Source organism: Streptomyces sp. NBC_00273 (genome assembly GCF_036178145.1).
Lineage (GTDB): Bacteria > Actinomycetota > Actinomycetes > Streptomycetales > Streptomycetaceae > Streptomyces.
The window spans coordinates 6,691,956-6,707,082 of record NZ_CP108067.1; the positions used below are offsets into that span (position 1 = coordinate 6,691,956).

General features: G+C 72.9%; 15 protein-coding genes. 7 read left to right on the top strand and 8 right to left on the bottom strand.

All coding sequences use genetic code 11. The features are described 5' to 3' along the window. The first annotated feature begins 31 nt into the window (after positions 1 to 31). The gene (locus tag OG386_RS29770) at positions 32 to 766 is read left to right on the top strand and encodes a MerR family transcriptional regulator (protein WP_328790650.1); all 735 of its coding nucleotides are present in this window, start codon (positions 32 to 34) and stop codon (positions 764 to 766) included. Then, the gene (locus OG386_RS29775; RefSeq protein ID WP_328790651.1) at positions 763 to 1,596 is read left to right on the top strand and encodes a hypothetical protein; all 834 of its coding nucleotides are present in this window, start codon (positions 763 to 765) and stop codon (positions 1,594 to 1,596) included. Before OG386_RS29770 ends, OG386_RS29775 begins: the two co-directional genes overlap by 4 nt. Here the strand turns inward: OG386_RS29775 and OG386_RS29780 are convergent. Beyond that, a complete protein-coding gene (locus tag OG386_RS29780; protein WP_328790652.1) occupies positions 1,593 to 3,035 on the bottom strand; it encodes an RNB domain-containing ribonuclease in 1,443 nt (480 codons plus the stop codon). The two genes, OG386_RS29775 and OG386_RS29780, sit on opposite strands and share 4 nt — an antisense overlap. A gap of 112 nt (positions 3,036 to 3,147) precedes the next feature. Between OG386_RS29780 and yaaA the strand changes: the two genes are divergently transcribed. Then, on the top strand, positions 3,148 to 3,951 hold the full coding sequence (yaaA, locus tag OG386_RS29785; RefSeq protein WP_328790653.1) for a peroxide stress protein YaaA: 804 nt from the start codon (positions 3,148 to 3,150) through the stop codon (positions 3,949 to 3,951). A gap of 173 nt (positions 3,952 to 4,124) precedes the next feature. On the opposite strand, the gene OG386_RS29790 is transcribed toward yaaA, so the two are convergent. After that, positions 4,125 to 4,874: a bifunctional DNA primase/polymerase gene (locus tag OG386_RS29790; protein ID WP_328790654.1), complete on the bottom strand. Its 750-nt coding sequence runs from the start codon at positions 4,872 to 4,874 to the stop codon at positions 4,125 to 4,127. 236 nt (positions 4,875 to 5,110) lie between these two features. Then, a complete protein-coding gene (locus tag OG386_RS29795; protein ID WP_328790655.1) occupies positions 5,111 to 5,722 on the bottom strand; it encodes a TetR/AcrR family transcriptional regulator in 612 nt (203 codons plus the stop codon). A gap of 95 nt (positions 5,723 to 5,817) precedes the next feature. On the opposite strand from OG386_RS29795, the gene ddaH reads away from it, so the two are divergent. Further along, entirely contained in the window at positions 5,818 to 6,675 is an 858-nt protein-coding gene (gene ddaH, locus OG386_RS29800; RefSeq protein WP_443053322.1) for a dimethylargininase, read from the top strand. Positions 6,676 to 6,681: 6 nt separating this feature from the next. Here ddaH and OG386_RS29805 read toward each other — a convergent pair whose 3' ends face one another. Beyond that, entirely contained in the window at positions 6,682 to 7,680 is a 999-nt protein-coding gene (locus OG386_RS29805; protein ID WP_328790657.1) for a small ribosomal subunit Rsm22 family protein, read from the bottom strand. Between the two features lie 67 nt (positions 7,681 to 7,747). Then, the gene (locus OG386_RS29810; RefSeq protein ID WP_328790658.1) at positions 7,748 to 9,070 is read right to left on the bottom strand and encodes a Bcr/CflA family multidrug efflux MFS transporter; all 1,323 of its coding nucleotides are present in this window, start codon (positions 9,068 to 9,070) and stop codon (positions 7,748 to 7,750) included. Positions 9,071 to 9,179: 109 nt separating this feature from the next. Between OG386_RS29810 and OG386_RS29815 the strand changes: the two genes are divergently transcribed. From OG386_RS29815 to OG386_RS29825, 3 genes are all read left to right on the top strand, one after another. Continuing rightward, positions 9,180 to 9,941, top strand: a complete 762-nt coding sequence (locus OG386_RS29815; RefSeq protein WP_328790659.1) for an SDR family oxidoreductase — start codon at positions 9,180 to 9,182, stop codon at positions 9,939 to 9,941. Positions 9,942 to 10,006: 65 nt separating this feature from the next. Continuing rightward, entirely contained in the window at positions 10,007 to 10,870 is an 864-nt protein-coding gene (locus OG386_RS29820; protein WP_328790660.1) for a PhzF family phenazine biosynthesis protein, read from the top strand. A gap of 118 nt (positions 10,871 to 10,988) precedes the next feature. Then, positions 10,989 to 11,552 carry a GNAT family N-acetyltransferase gene (locus OG386_RS29825; RefSeq protein ID WP_328790661.1) on the top strand — a complete coding sequence of 188 codons (564 nt, stop codon included), beginning with the start codon at positions 10,989 to 10,991 and terminating at the stop codon, positions 11,550 to 11,552. A gap of 57 nt (positions 11,553 to 11,609) precedes the next feature. Here OG386_RS29825 and efeU read toward each other — a convergent pair whose 3' ends face one another. Genes efeU through efeO form a run of 3 tightly spaced genes read right to left on the bottom strand, consistent with a single transcriptional unit; the run spans position 11,610 to position 14,981 of the window. Beyond that, entirely contained in the window at positions 11,610 to 12,467 is an 858-nt protein-coding gene (gene efeU, locus OG386_RS29830; RefSeq protein WP_328790662.1) for an iron uptake transporter permease EfeU, read from the bottom strand. A 25-nt stretch (positions 12,468 to 12,492) separates the two neighbouring features. Continuing rightward, the gene (gene efeB, locus OG386_RS29835; RefSeq protein WP_328790663.1) at positions 12,493 to 13,794 is read right to left on the bottom strand and encodes an iron uptake transporter deferrochelatase/peroxidase subunit; all 1,302 of its coding nucleotides are present in this window, start codon (positions 13,792 to 13,794) and stop codon (positions 12,493 to 12,495) included. Positions 13,795 to 13,826: 32 nt separating this feature from the next. Further along, positions 13,827 to 14,981, bottom strand: a complete 1,155-nt coding sequence (efeO, locus tag OG386_RS29840; RefSeq protein ID WP_328790664.1) for an iron uptake system protein EfeO — start codon at positions 14,979 to 14,981, stop codon at positions 13,827 to 13,829. Positions 14,982 to 15,127 lie beyond the last annotated feature (146 nt).

A 15,127-nucleotide genomic window follows, 5' to 3' on the forward strand; every position in this document is an offset into this window, starting at 1 on the left:
TTGACGCAACGGCAGGGTTTCTACTGGGGGCATGCGGATCGGAGAGATCGCCGCGGTCGTCGGGCTCACCACCCGGGCCATCCGGCACTACCACCATGTCGGCCTGCTCCCGGAACCGGAGCGGCGCCCCAACGGCTACCGGGCCTACAGCCTCCGCGACGCCGTCCTGCTGGCCCGCGTACGCCGGCTCACCGAGCTCGGGCTCAGCCTCGACGAGGTGCGGGACGTCCTCGCGGACGACGCCGGGCGCGAACTCGCCGACGTCCTCACGGAACTCGACGCCGACCTCGCCCGGCAGGAGGCCGAGATCCAGGAGCGGCGGCGCCGCCTCGCCGTGCTCCTCGCCGCGGGGCCCGGAGAGGCCGAGCCGCTCTCGCCCGGGCTCGCCGCGCTGCTGGCGAAGGCGCCGCCGACCGACTCGCCGGCCGCCGCCAAGGACCGCGAACACCTGACCCTCCTCGATGCGACGGGCACCGGCGGCCAGGAGATGTACACGGCGCTCGAACCGCTGGCCGCCGATCCCGCCGTGCTCGCGCTGTACGTGCGCCTCGACGAGCTCGCCGACGCGCCCGTGGACGACCCGCGGATCCCGCCCCTGGCGGCGGAGCTGGTGGCGGCCGTCCCCGACGAGGTGTTCGCCGCGATCCCCACCGACGGGGTGGTCGTGACCGGGTTCAAGGAGGCGCTGCTCGCCGAGTACGCCCCCGCGCAGGCCGAAGTCGTCAGCCTCGTCATGGAGGCGTTCGTCGAGAGGGGGCGGGGATGACCCGCATACGGGCGGCACGGATCGCCGCCACCGCCGTCGTTCCGGCAGAGCTGGCGCTCGTGGTGTGCCTGGCGGCCGGGGTGCGCCTGCCCGGGTGGGCGCTCGCCGCCACCGAGGCGCTCCTCGTCGGCGTGCTGCTGCTGCTGGAGGCCCGGGTGCTGCACGGCCTCTACGCCGCCGAGCGGGCCCGCGGCGCCGACCGCCGGGCCGCCGGACGCGCGGCGGTCCGCGCCGTCGTCCCCGTACAGGTGCGACGGCTGGTGCTGCACGAACTGCGCGCCGTCTCCTCCCTCGGCCGGTGGGCCGTGCGCGGGAGGCACGGGGTGCGCCCCGCGGACCTCGCCGCCGCGTACACCGGACCGCAGACGGCCATGATGTACGGGATGCTCTTCGTGTCGGTGATCGAGACCATCGGCCTGGCCCTGCTCATCCCCTGGCCGACGGTGCACCGGATCGTGCTCTTGCTGGACGTGTACGGGATCCTGCTCGTCATCGCCCTGCACGCCGCGTGCGTCACCCGGCCGCACGTGGTCCGCCCCGACGGGTCCCTGCGGATCCGCTACGGGGCCCTGTTCGACCTGGCCGTACCCGCGGACGCGGTGGCCTCCGTACGGGTGGACCGGCGCTACCCCGAGGGCCGGCTGGTCACCCTGTCCGAGGACGGGGTGCTCGACCTGATCGTCGGCAGCCAGACCAGCGTCACCCTGGAACTGAACCGGCCGCTGCGCTTCACCCGCCCGCTCGGCGCCACGGGCGAGGCCCGGACCGTCCGCTTCCACGCCGACGACCCGCGCGCACTGGTCACCGCCCTGCGCCGGCAGCCCGCCTAGACGGACGCGAAGAGGATCTTCGACGTGCCCGGGTCGGCCTCCGTGAGGCGGACCCGGATCCGTTCGCCCAGGGGCAGGTCGAGCGCGGTGGACCGGACGCGGCCGACCACCGCCGGGTCCTCGAGGTGGACCGTGCCCACCAGCGGCTCCCCGTCCTTGACGTCGATGACCGTGGCCTCGAAGGTCTCCCCGACGCGGTCCTTCAGCACGGCGGCCTCGACCAGGTCCACGGACTCCCGTTCCACCGTGTTCGCCAGCCGCCCGCCCTCCGCCATCTCGTCCGGGAGCGCGGGGAGCGCCGCCACGACCCACTCCGGCGGTTCGGCCCCGGCCACCGCCGCCACGCACAGTTCGCCGGCGTACCGGTCGACGAGGCGGCGCAGCGGCGCCGTGCAGTGCGTGTACGGGGCCGCCACCGCGGAATGGATCGCCGGGTCGGGGCGCTCGCCGCCGGTGAACGCGGTGTAGCCCGCGCCGCGCAGCAGGGCCGTGCACTCCTGGAGGAAGGCGGCGTGGGCGGGGCGGTGCGGGTCGAGGGAGCGCACGAGTTCGGCGTACGGGACGTGGTGCGGCCAGTCGATCCGCAGGGCCTTCGCCGTACGCCGGAGCCGGCCGACCGCGCCGTCGGGGGCGCTGGGCAGCGTGCGCAGGATGCCGGTGCCGGTGGCCAGCATCAGATCGGCCGCGGCCATGCCGGTCATCAGGGAGAGCTGCGCGTTCCAGCCGTCGGCGGGCAGCGGGGCGCGATAGGCCAGGGAGTACGTGCCGTCGTGCGCGACGACCTCCTGCTCGGGCACGTTGAGGGAGATGCCGCCGCGGGCCTGTTCCAGGGCCTCGCGGAGCCGGCCGATGTCCTTCAGGAGGGCGAGCGGTTCCTCCGCCGTTCCGGTGTCGATGGCCTTCTGGACGCCTTCGTAGTCGAGCCTGGCCCGACTGCGGACCAGTGCGCGGCGGACGTCGACGGTCTCGACCCGACCGTCGGGGTCCAGGTCGAAGCGCCACACCAGGGCCGGGCGGACCTGGTCCGGCAGCAGGCTGGCCGCGCCCTCCGAGAGGACGGCCGGGTGCAGCGGGACCCTTCCGTCGGGGAAGTAGAGGGTGGTCACGCGCCGGTGGGCCTCGGCGTCGAGCGCGCCGCCGGGGGTGACGAACGCGGCGACGTCGGCGATGGCGTAGTGCACCCGGTAGCCGCCGCCGGAGCGCTTCGCCAGGTGCATGGCCTGGTCGAGGTCGACGGAGCCCGGCGGGTCGATCGTGAAGAAGGGGACGTCCGTACTGTCCAGGTCGGGGAGGCGGGGGTGCGCCGCCGCGTGCTCGGCCTCGGCGAGGACCGCGGCCGGGAACGCCCCGGGCACCTCCAGCGCGGTCCGCAGTTCACGCAGCGCGGCCCGCAGGGCAGCCCCGTCTGCGCCGGTCATGTGCATCTGACGGCGTGGCATGGACCGAGCCTATGGTCGGGCGGCCCGGACGGCGCGGCGAGCGGGGGCGGCGGACGTCTACCCTGGCTCGGGGGCCGCGCCCCCCGCGACGTCGTACCGAAGGAGAACCACCGTGCTCGTGCTGCTGCCGCCGTCCGAAGGAAAGGCCGCCGGCGGCTCCGGCGCACCCCTGAAGCCGGAGGCGCTGTCGCTGCCCGGTCTGGCCCCGGCCCGTGCGGTGGTGCTGGAGGAGCTGGTCGAGCTGTGCGCGGCGGACGAGACGAAGGCGCGCGAGGTGCTGGGCCTGAGCGAGGGCCTGCGCGGCGAGGTCGCGAAGAACGCGGAGCTGCGTACGGCGGGGGCCCGTCCGGCGGGCGAGGTCTACACGGGCGTGCTCTACGACGCTCTGGGCCTGGCCGACCTGCCCGCGGCGGCGCGGGCGACGGCCGAGGACGCGCTGCTCGTCTTCTCGGGGCTGTGGGGCGCGGTGCGGGTCACCGACGCGATCCCCTCGTACCGCTGCTCGATGGGGGTGAAGCTGCCCGCGCTGGGCGCGCTGGGCGCGTACTGGCGGGGGCCGATGGCGGAGGTCATGCCGGAGGCGGCCGGGGACGGGCTGGTGCTGGACCTGCGGTCGGCGGCGTACGGGGCCGCGTGGAAGCCGAAGGGCGAGGTGGCGGCGCGGACCGCGACCGTCCGGGTGCTGCACTCGCAGCTGGTGGACGGGGTGGAGAAGCGGTCGGTGGTGAGCCACTTCAACAAGGCGACGAAGGGGCGGCTGGTACGGGACCTGCTGCTGGCGGGGGCCGCGCCGGAGTCGCCCGCCGACCTGGTCACGGCCCTGCGGGACCTGGGCTACGTCGTCGAGGCCGAGGCCCCTGCGAAGGCGGGCAAGGCCTGGTCCCTCGACGTGGTCGTGACGCAGATCCACCACTGACGCGCCGTACCGGGGGCTCCGCCCCCGCACCCCCGCACCCCCGCGCCTCAAACGCCGGCGGGGCTGAATTTTTGGCTGAGCTGCGCCCGTACGTGCCGCCCGGTGGGCTGGATTGCCCGCAGGGCAATTTCAGCCCGCCGGCGATTGAGCCCCGAGGCCGGGCGGAGCCCGGGCTACTGGCCCAGGGGCCAGGCGACCGTGGCCGGGCTGCGGTCGGCGGCGCCCGCGTAGGTGGCGCAGGCGTCGGTGAGGGTTTCGAGGAGGGTGAGCGGGTCCGGCAGGGGGTGTTCCATGCCGCGGATCCAGGTCACCGACTGGTCACCGGGGAGGGCGGCCGGCGGGACCAGGACGTAGCTGCCGCGGCAGTGCCAGCGCAGGCCCGGGTGTTCGTCCATGGTTTCGGGGTGGCAGTCCAGTGCGCAGGGCCACCACTCGTCCTCGTCCTCGGGGGTACCGCGGGTGGCGGTGAAGAAGAGCATCCGGGCCTGGTCGCCGGTGCCGCCCGACTCGGCGACGGGGCCCACCTTGATGCCGGCGAGCAGGAGCCGGTCGAGGGCGTCGGTGCCGGCTTCCAGCGGGACGTCGAGCACGTCGTGGACCATGCCGGTCGCGGTGATGAAGTTGGCCTGGGGCTGGTTGCGCGCCCAGCGTTCGACCTGTGCGCGGTCGGTGGTCGACTGGGTCTGCCAGGCGAAGGAGACGGGGTGCCGTGCGGGCGTCGGACAGCCGATCCGGTCGCACGAACATCGGTATCCGGCGGGATGGGCGGCGGGGGCGAGCGGCAGGCCCGCGGCGGCGACGGCCAGGAGGAGCGCCTCGCGCTCCGCTCCCGGGTCCTCGGCGGTGGGTTTCTGCCGCCGGCGCAGCCACTGGGAAATCCTGCTCTGCTCGCCGCGTTTGACGCGGCCGGACTCAGACCCCATCTATCCCCTCACCTCACCGTATCCCCGGCGGACCACACCATGGTCCCACCATCCTGAGCCCCGGGTGACCGCTCTTGAGGACCGGGGGGTTGGAGATGCGCGACCGGAAACCCCCACATAACCATAGAATCAGGCCAAATGTTCTCGGCCGATCTTCGATTCCCTGCCCGCTAGCGGGCGGTGACGTTGGCCACCCCGCCTCAGGGGGTGTCTTGCCGATCAGGCCGGGCTCGCGGCTAGTCCGGCCTGATCGACAAGACACCCCCCAGCACCCGGTCCACGAGCGCGTCGGCGTACGCGTGCGTCAGGGGCGCGGTGCGCATCAGCCAGCGGTAGGTGAGCGGCCCGACGAGCATCTCGACGGTGAGGCGCAGGTCCGCGTCCGGCGCGAGCCGGCCGGCCTCCCGGGCCGCGCGCAACCGGTCCTCGTACAGGGCGAGCTGGGGCTCCAGAAGCTGTTCGGTGAAGCGGGCGCCGAGCTCGGGGTCGGTGGCCCCGGCCGCGGTCAGGGCACGCGTGGGGGCGTCGTACTTCTCGTCGTTGAACTGGTCGACGGTCGCCCGCAGGACGTACTTCAGGTCGGCGGCGAGGTCCCCGGTGTCGGGGAAGCCGGTCCACTCGGCCTCCGTCTCCGCGTCCCCGAAGAGGGCCAGCGAGGCGTCGAGGAGGACGGCGGCCTTCGACGGCCACCAGCGGTAGATGGTCTGCTTGCCGACGCCCGCACGGGCGGCGATGGCCTCGATGGTCAGCTTGTCGTAGCCGACCTCCCCGACGAGGGCGAGCGCGGCGTCGAGGATGGCGCGCCGGGAGCGGTCGCTGCGGCGGGTGGCGTCAGGGGTCTTGGGCATGGCCCGAAACTATCAAAGCGAGACGTCTCGTCTTTCCATAGGTTTGCGTAAACCACCCAATCAGTTCACTGTGCTGTCCAGGTGTTGGAGGGACGATTCTCTCCAGTACTCGTCCAGAGTCGTGTAGTCGTGAGGAGCCTTCTTTGCGCAGAGACGCCACACCCCGGCGCTACCTGATGTGCCCACCCGCACACTTCAAGGTCACGTACTCCATCAATCCGTGGATGGATCCCACGAAACCGGTGGACCTGCCCCTCGCACTGGCCCAGTGGGAAGACCTGAGGGACCGCTACCGCTCCCTCGGGCACGTCGTCGAGACCCTCGAGCCCGATCCCGAGCTGCCCGACATGGTCTTCGCGGCGAACGGGGCCCTCGTCGTCGACGGCCGGGTCCTCGGGGCCCGGTTCGCCTACCCGGAACGGGCCGCCGAAGCCGAGATCCACCTCGACTGGTTCCGTACCCACGGCTACCGAGACATCCACGAGCCGTCCCACGTCAACGAGGGCGAGGGGGACTTCGCGGTCACCGACCGCTACATCCTGGCCGGCCGGGGCTTCCGCTCCAGTCCGCTCTCGCACGACGAGGCCCAGGAGTTCTTCGGCCGCCCGGTCATCGGCCTCGACCTGGTGGACCCGCGCTACTACCACCTGGACACGGCGCTCAGCGTCCTCGACGGCGACGAGGTCATGTACTACCCGGACGCCTTCTCGCCCGGCAGCCAGGGAGTGCTCAGGCGGCTCTTCCCGGACGCCCTGATCGCCGACGGCCGGGACGCGGCAGCCCTCGGCCTGAACGCGGTCTCCGACGGCCTGCACGTCCTGCTCCCGCAGGCGGCGACCGGACTGTTGGAGCCGCTGCGGGACCGGGGGTTCGAACCGGTCCCGATGGATCTCGGCGAGCTGCTCAAGGGCGGCGGCAGCGTGAAGTGCTGCACCCAGGAGCTGCGGCCCTAGGGCCCGTTACGGCGCCGGGGGCCAGGCCTGGCCCCAGTCGGCGTCGCGGGCGGCCTTGTAGAGGTCGCCGTGGCGCTTGGTCACGTTGACCCGGTTCAGGCCTTCTCCCTCGGGGCCGCACAGCTCCAGCTGGACGAGCCCCTTCCGGATCTGCGGCTTCCGCGTGATCCGGGAGGCGGCCGGCTCCGTCGGGAAGCGGGTCGCGGCGACGTAGCTGAACTTCTCGTCCTCGTAGGGCAGCGAGCCGCCCTTGACCTTCCGGTGCAGGGAGGACCGGCTGACCCGCGCCGAGAAGTGGCACCAGTCCTTGCCGACCTCGATCGGACAGGTCCCGTCGTGCGGGCACGGGGCGGCGATCTGCAGCCCGGCCCCGATCAGCTGGTCACGGGCCTCGCGGATGCGCAGGTACCCCTCCGGCGTGCCCGGCTCGATCAGCACCACGGCCCGGCCGGCCCGGGCCGCCTCGGCGACGACGGCCGTGCGTGCCTGCGGGGTCAGTTCGCCGAGGACGTAGGACACCGTCACCAGGTCGGCCTCGGGGAGGCTCAGCCCCGAACCGATGACGGCCCGCCGCCACGCGGCCGCGCGCAGCACCTCGGAGGTCGAGGCGGCCGCCAGTTCCCGGCCGAGGGCCAGGGCCGGCTCCGCCCAGTCCAGCACCGTGGTCTCCCGCGGGCCGTCCCAGACGGCGTCCACCGCCCAGGTCGCGGCGCCCGTGCCGCCGCCCACGTCCACGTGCGAGCCCGGCGCCCAGTCGGGTGCCGCCTCGGCCAGCCCGTCGAGGGCGCTCCGGACGGCCTCGAAGGTGGCGGGCATCCGGTACGCCGCGTACGCGGCCACGTCGGAGCGGTCGCGCAGTACGGGCGCGTCGGTCGGGGTCTGCCCCCGGTAGCTGGCGATGAGCCGCTCGACGGCGGCCGCGGCCTGCTTCGGCGGGAGCCCGTCGAGCAGCCCGCCGAGCGTGCTGCGGAGGGTCTCGGCGGAGGTGGGGGCGGAGGCGTTCACCTGCGAAGTTTATGCCGCCGGTCCGGTGCGGCCCAATGACCGGGGGCTCCGCCCCGGACCCCGCGCCTCAATCGCCGGCGGGGCTGGAGTCGCAGGCGGGGCTGCTTTGCCAGGGGCGGCACAGGCCGAGGAAGGCGCTCAGGGCGAGCAGTGCGCACACCAGCTGGACCACGGCCATGGGCACGGCCGTGTCCTCGCCCGCGATACCCACCAGTGGCGACGCGATCGCGCCGACCAGGAAGGAGGAGGTGCCGAGCAGCGCCGAGGCCGATCCGGCCGCGTGCGGGGTCCGCATCAGCGCCTGCGCGTTGGTGTTCGGCAGCACGATGCCCATCGCCGACATGAGGACGAACAGCGCGGCGGCGATGGGGGTCAGCCCGACCTCGCCGAAGACGCCCGTAGCCATCAGCAGCAGGGACACCGCGGAGACCAGGACGATCGCGAGGCCGACGGCCAGCACCTTGTCCAGGCGCACCCGGCCGACCAGCAGCTTGCCGTTGATCTGGCCGACGAGGATCAGGCCGACGGAGTTCAGGCCGAAGAGCAGGGAGAAGGTCTGGGGCGAGGCCCCGTAGATCTCCTGCACGACGAAGGGGGAGGCGGAGATGTAGGAGAAGAGGACGGCGAAGGCGAAGCCGCCGGTCAGGGTGTAGCCGGCGAAGACGCGGTCGCCGAGCAGCCCGCGCATGGTCCGCAGCGCGGAGCCGACGCCGCCGGTGTGCCGCCGCTCGGGCGGCAGGGTCTCGCCGAGGCCGCGCCAGACCATCAGGGTCAAGGCCGTGCCGACGCCGGTGAGGACGACGAAGACGCCCCGCCAGTCGGCGAAGCGCAGCACCTGACCGCCTATGAGCGGCGCGACGATCGGGGCGGCCCCGGATATGAGCATCAGGGTGGAGAAGAAGCGGGCCATCTCGTCGCCGTCGTACAGGTCGCGCACGACGGCGCGCGCGATGACGACGCCGGCGGCCCCGGCCAGCCCCTGGAGCAGCCGGAAGGCGATCAGCAGCTCGGCGGTCGGGGCGAGGGCGCAGATCGCGGTGGCCAGGACGTAGACGACCATGCCGACGAGCAGCGGCCGGCGGCGGCCCCACTTGTCGCTCATCGGGCCGATGACGAGCTGGCCGAGGGCCATGCCGGCGAGGCAGGCGGTGAGGGTCAGCTGGATCGTCGCGGCGGGGCTGTGCAGGGCGTCGGTGACCTGCGGCAGGGCCGGCAGGTACATGTCCATGGACAGCGGGGGGAGGGCGGTGAGCCCCCCGAGCACGAAGGTGACGAGCAGGCTCGTACGGCGTGCGCGCGTCAGGGACGCGGTGGCGGTGGCGGTGCGGGCGGAGGGCGATTCGGGCGACGAGTCGTGCGAGGGTGCCGTCGCGGGGCCTCTCTCCGACATGCGGAACTCCAGTCTTCTCATCTGCTCTTATGCACCCCTGACCGCCCCATGTTCTCAGCAATCGGAACGTCCCGGGACCGGAGCGTGCTGTGACGTACCCTGCGGCCCCATGGACGAACCTACGAAGAAGATCGCCGTGGTGACCGGCGCCGGCTCCGGGATCGGCCGCTCCGTGGCCCTGACCCTGGCCGGCGCGGGCTGGGGCGTGGCCCTCGCCGGCCGCCGGGCCGAACCCCTGGAGGAGACCGCCGGCGCCGCCGGGCCCGACGCCGACGTGCTGTGCGTACGGGCCGACGTGAGCGACCCGGACGACGTGACTCGGCTGTTCGAGTCAGTGCGAGCCCGCTTCGGGCGCCTGGACCTGCTCTTCAACAACGCGGGCACCTTCGGACCGGGCGGGGTCCCGCTGGAGGACCTCACCTACGAGGCCTGGCGCTCGGTCGTCGACGTCAACCTCACCGGCGCCTTCCTGTGCGCGCAGGCCGCCTTCCGGCAGATGAAGCGGCAGGACCCGCAGGGCGGCCGCATCATCAACAACGGCTCCATCTCGGCGCACGTGCCGCGCCCCCACTCCATCGCCTACACCGCGACCAAGCACGCCATGACCGGCCTGACCAAGTCCCTGTCGCTGGACGGGCGACCGTACCGGATCGCCTGCGGCCAGATCGACATCGGCAACGCGGCGACCGAGATGACCGAGCGGATGCAGAGCGGCATCCTCCAGGCCAACGGGCAGCTGGCCGTGGAGCCGGTGATGGACGCCGCCGACGTGGCCCGCACGGTCCTGCACATGGCGGAGCTCCCGCTGGAGGCGAACGTGCAGTTCGCGACGGTGATGGCGACCTCGATGCCGTTCATCGGCCGCGGCTGAGCCACGCGGGATCCACCACCACAAACGCATTGCCAGGCCGTGGGGACGCGGCCGATCATGACCGCATGACCGACACCGAAGTACTGCGCTACACCGCCTTCTCCCACGACCCGGACGGCGGCAACCCCGCCGGGATCGTGCTCGACGCCGCCGGACTGGACGAGGGCGCCATGCTGGAGATCGCCGCCGGGCTGGGCTACAGCGAGTCGGCCTTCCTGACGGCCCCGCCCGAGGGGTTCGGTGGTGCGGAGGGCCGGTCCTTCACCGTGCGCTACTTCAGCCCGAAGGCGGAGGTCCCCTTCTGCGGCCACGCGACCGTGGCCACGGCCGTCGCGCTGGGGGAGCGGATCGGGCCGGGCGAACTCCTCTTCGCCACCCGGGCGGGGACGGTACCGGTGTCCGTCACCTCGGAGGACGGGCAGCTGCGGGCCACGCTCACCAGCGTCGAGCCGCACACCGAGGAGATCGGCGCGCCGGACCTCGCCGAAGCACTGGCCGCGCTGGACTGGTCCGAGGCCGACCTGGACCCGGCGTTCCCGCCCGCCATCGCCTACGCCGGGGCCCGGCACCTGGTGATCGGCGCCCGCACCCGGGCCCGGCTCGCCGACCTGGCCTACGACTTCGCCCGGCTGGAAGCCCTGATGCGGCGCCTGGACCTCACCACCGTCCAGCTCGTGCACCGGGCCGGCCCGACGGAGTTCCACGTGCGCGACCCCTTCCCGGTGGGCGGCGTGGTCGAGGACCCCGCCACGGGAGCGGCCGCGGCCGCCTTCGGCGCGTACGCCCGCGAGCGCGGCCTGGTCCCGGCGGACGCCGTGCTCACCCTCCACCAGGGAACGGACATGGGCCGCCCGGGGGTGCTCACGGTGGAACTGCGCGCCGGTGACCCCCGGGTCAGGGTGAGCGGCGAGGGCGTCCGCATCCCGTGAGCACGGTCCAGCCCCGCGAGGGGGCACCTCCCAGCGGTAGCCGGGGGAGTGTGAGCTGCGGGGGTCCGGGGACAGCGCCCCCGGCAACGGTGCTGCGCCCGAATCAGGCGGTGCGCCCGTGAGGGTGATCGGATACCCCGAGGCGGACCTGCCCGCAGGGCTGGCCCGGCAGGTCGCGGAGCTGGAGGCGAGGGCGTGGCCCGGCTCCACCCCCGGCCACGACCCGGCGCTCCGCCCGAGGACGATGCTGCTCGTGGACGCGGCCGGCACGGTGCCCGCCGCGCTGTCGCTGCTGTACAAGCCGATCCCGCTCGCGGACCGCACGTACCGGGCCGCCGGACTCAGCTCCGTGGTCGCCCTGCCGGAGCTGCGCGGCCGCGGGCTCGGCGGCCGGCTGGTCGCGGCGGCCCGCGCCGAGCTGGCGGCCGACCCGGCCGTGGACCTGGCGCTGTTCAGCTGCGACCGGCCCCTGGCGGCCTTCTACGAGGCGGCCGGCTTCGACGTGCTGCCCGGCACGGTCCTGGTGGGCGGGACCCCCGAGGATCCCCTGGCCACCGACGACCCCGGCTTCGACAAGGTGGTGCTCGCGGCCTTCTTCACGGACGACCCGGGCCGGGACCGCGCCGCCTTCACGGGCGTCCGCGTCCCGCTCCACCCCGGAAACACCGACAGGCTGTGGTGACGGGCCCGAGAGCCCCTCACCACAGCCTGCCGGCGGCGGCCGCCCGGCCGCCCGCCCTCAGGTGGCGGGCGTGGAGTCCGAGTCCGCGGGCCGCACCTTCGGCGCGGGCGCCGGGCGGCCGCGGTCGAGGAGGAACAGCGTCAGCACGGGGACCAGGTACAGCAGCCACACCGTGAGCTGGAGGACGGTCGGGTCGGGCTGGAAGTTGAAGACGCCCTTGAGCAGCGTCCCGTACCAGCTGTCCGGCGGGAGGGTGTCGCTGATGTCGAAGGCCTTGTTGCCCAGGCCGCCCAGGAAACGTGCCTCCTGGAGGTCGTGCACCCCGTACGCGAGCACGCCCGCGGCCACGACCACCAGCATGGCGCCGGTCCACCGGAAGAACTTCGCCAGATTGATCCTCAGGGCGCCGCGGTAGAACAGGTACCCCAGCACGAGCGCCGTGGCGATGCCCAGCAGCACCCCGATCAGCGGCGCCGAGGAACCCTCGCCGCTGGCCCGCACCGACGTCCACACGAACAGGGCCGTCTCCAGGCCCTCCCGGCCCACGGCCAGGAAGGCGGTGGCCACCAGCGCCCAGGTGCCCATGGCGAGCGCCGTGTCGAGCTTGCCCTGCAGATCGGCCTTCAGGTGCCGCGCGGTGCGCTTCATCCAGAAGACCATCCACGTCACCAGACCCACGGAAATGATCGACAGGGTGCCGCCGAGCAGCTCCTGCGCCTCGAAGGTCAGCTCCTGGGTGCCGAATTCGAGCATCGCGCCGAAGGTGAGGGAGAGCGCGCAGGCGATCGCGATGCCCAGCCACACGGGACGCAGGGCGTCCCGGCGCTCGGTCTTCACCAGGTACGCGACGAGGATGCAGACGACCAGGCTGGCCTCCAGACCCTCGCGCAGGCCGATCAGATAGTTGGCGAACACGGCGGTTGTTCCTCTCCGGCGGGGACTACGCGAACAGCGCCCGGCCCCACCAGTCGTCCTTGTCGCGGACGCCCGGCGGGACGGCGAAGACGGCCGAACCCACGTGCTGGATGTATTCGTTGAGCGCGTCGTTCTTCGACAGGTTGCGCTGGACCGGGATGAAGCCCTTGCGGATGTCGCGCTGGTAGGCGAGGAAGAACAGACCCGCGTCCAGGCGGCCCAGTCCGTCCGTGCCGTCGGTGAAGGAGTAGCCGCGGCGCAGGATCGTCGCACCGTCGTTGGTGTCCGGGTGCGCGAGGCGCACGTGCGCCTCCGGCTTCATCGCCTTCAGGAACGGCTCGTCGCGCTCCCTGGACTTGCCGACCGGGGCGCCCTCGCCCTTGTCACGGCCGAAGATGTCCTCCTGCTCCTGGAGCGAGGTGCGGTCCCAGGTCTCGATGTGCATCCGGATCCGGCGCGCCACCAGGTACGAGCCGCCGGTCAGCCAGTCGCTGCCGTCGCCCGCGCCGACCCACACGTGCTTGTCCAGGGCGGCCTTGTCGGTGCCGGAAATGTTCCGGGTGCCGTCCTTGAAGCCCATCATGTTGCGCGGGGTCTGCTCGTCGGGGGTGGTCGACGAGGTCTTGCCGAAGCCGAGCTGCGACCAGCGCATGGCGGTGCGGCCGAAGCCGATGCGGGCCAGCTGGCGGATCGCGTGCACGGCGACCTGCGGGTCGTCGGCGCAGGCCTGGACGCAGAGGTCGCCGCCGGAGCGGGCCGGGTCCAGGTTGTCGCCGGGGAACAGCTCCAGGTCCACCAGGGCCTCGGGGCGCTTGCCCTCCAGCCCGAACCGACCCTTGGCGAACAGGCCCGGCCCGAAGCCGATGGTCAGGGTGAGCCGGGAGGCCTTCAGGCCCAGCGCCTCGCCCGTGTCGTCCGGCGGGGCCTCCGGGAGGCCGCCGAAGCCGCCCTCACCGACCGGCAGACCGGCCGTCATCAGCCGGGCCGCCACCGTCCACTCCTTGAGGAGCTTGACCAGTTCCTCGCGGTCCTTCGTCTTCACGTCGAAGGCCGCGAAGTGCAGGCGGTCCTGCACTGCGCTCGCGATACCGGCCTGGTGCTCGCCGTGGAACGGCACGGACGCCCCGGAGGCCGCCGCCGACACCATGTCCGAGCTGCCGCCGAAGGCCGTCACCGCACCGCCGGCCGCGGCGGCGCCGAGCGCGAACCCGGCCCCGCCCCAGCCCAGCACCGCACGTCGTGAGGGCGCCGCGGCGGAAGCCGTCGCCGAACCGTCGCCGTCCTGCCGTGGCTGCGGCTGCTGTGCAGCCGAGTCTGACTCGGTCATCGTCTTCTCCCGCCCGCTTTCGTCTCTGCCGGTTACTTGGTGACCGCGGCGGCGAGCTTGGAGAGCGGCTCGGCGAGCGCGTTCACGGCGTCCGAGAGCTCCTTGCGCTCCGGCTCGCCGACCTTGTCGTACGAGGTGAACTCGTAGGTGGCCTGGTCGGCGCGGTACTTGTCCAGAAGGGTGTTCAGGGCCGCGAACTGGGTGTCGAGCTGCTTGACCAGCTCCGGGTCGTTCTTCGTAGCTATCGGCTTGAGCAGCTCGTACGCCTTCTGCGCACCCTCGACGTTGGCCTTGAAGTCGACCAGGTCGGTGTGCGAGTAGCGCTCCTCCTCACCGGTGACCTTTCCGGTGGCGACCTCGTCGAGGAGCTCCTTGGCGCCGTTGGCGATCGAGGTCGGGGTGATCTCCGCCTGGCCGACCTTCTTCTGCCAGTCGGTGAGGTCCGCGATCAGGGTGTCGGCGAGCTGCTTCTCCCGGTCGCCGATCTTGTTGTCGGCCCACAGGGCCTTCTCCAGGCGGTGCCAGCCGGTCCAGTCCTTCTCGACGTCCTGGCCGGCCTCCAGGCCGTCCTCGCGGACGTCCACCTTCGGGTCGATGTCGCCGAAGGACTCGGCGACCGGCTCGGTGCGCTCCCAGCCGATGCGCGAGCCGGCGTAGAGCTTCTTCGCGCCCTCGACGTCACCGGCCTTCACGGCGTCCGCGAAGGCCTGCGCCTTGGGGAGGGTCTCCTCGGCCTGGGTGACCACGTACGCGCGGTAGGCGGCGACCGCGGCGTCCATCTCGGGGCTGCGCTTCTCCTCGCCGCCGCCCTTGCCGGTGGCCTTGACCTTCTTGGAGATGCCGTCGCCCTTCATGCCGGGCTTGCAGACGATCTCGTAGTCGCCCGCCTTGATCTCGGCGGTGATGGAGGCCTTGGTGCCGGGGCCGATGTTCTCGCGCTCGGTCACGATGCGGGCGTCCGGGAAGAGGACGTAGACCTCGGTGACCTTGGAGCCCTTGTTCTCGACGTCGATCTGCACCTTGCCGGCCGGGAACTCCGTCTTCGACACGTCGCAAGCGCTGTCGGACGCCGCCACCTTGATCGCATCGTTGCCGCCCGCGTCACTCTTCTGGGAGCAGCCGGTGACGGCGGTCAGTGCGGCCGCCACGGAGGCCGCGGCGATGACAGTGAGGCGAGCGGGGCGCATATGGAGGCTCCTGGCGTCGGACGTTAGGGGCCGCCCCGAGGAGGGAGAGGCCGATGAGGCGGACCTAACTTAACCGAGGCTTACCTCACCCATACCCCCTCGTACCGTGATTCAGCTCATACGTTTGGGTCCCGGACACGGCCCTG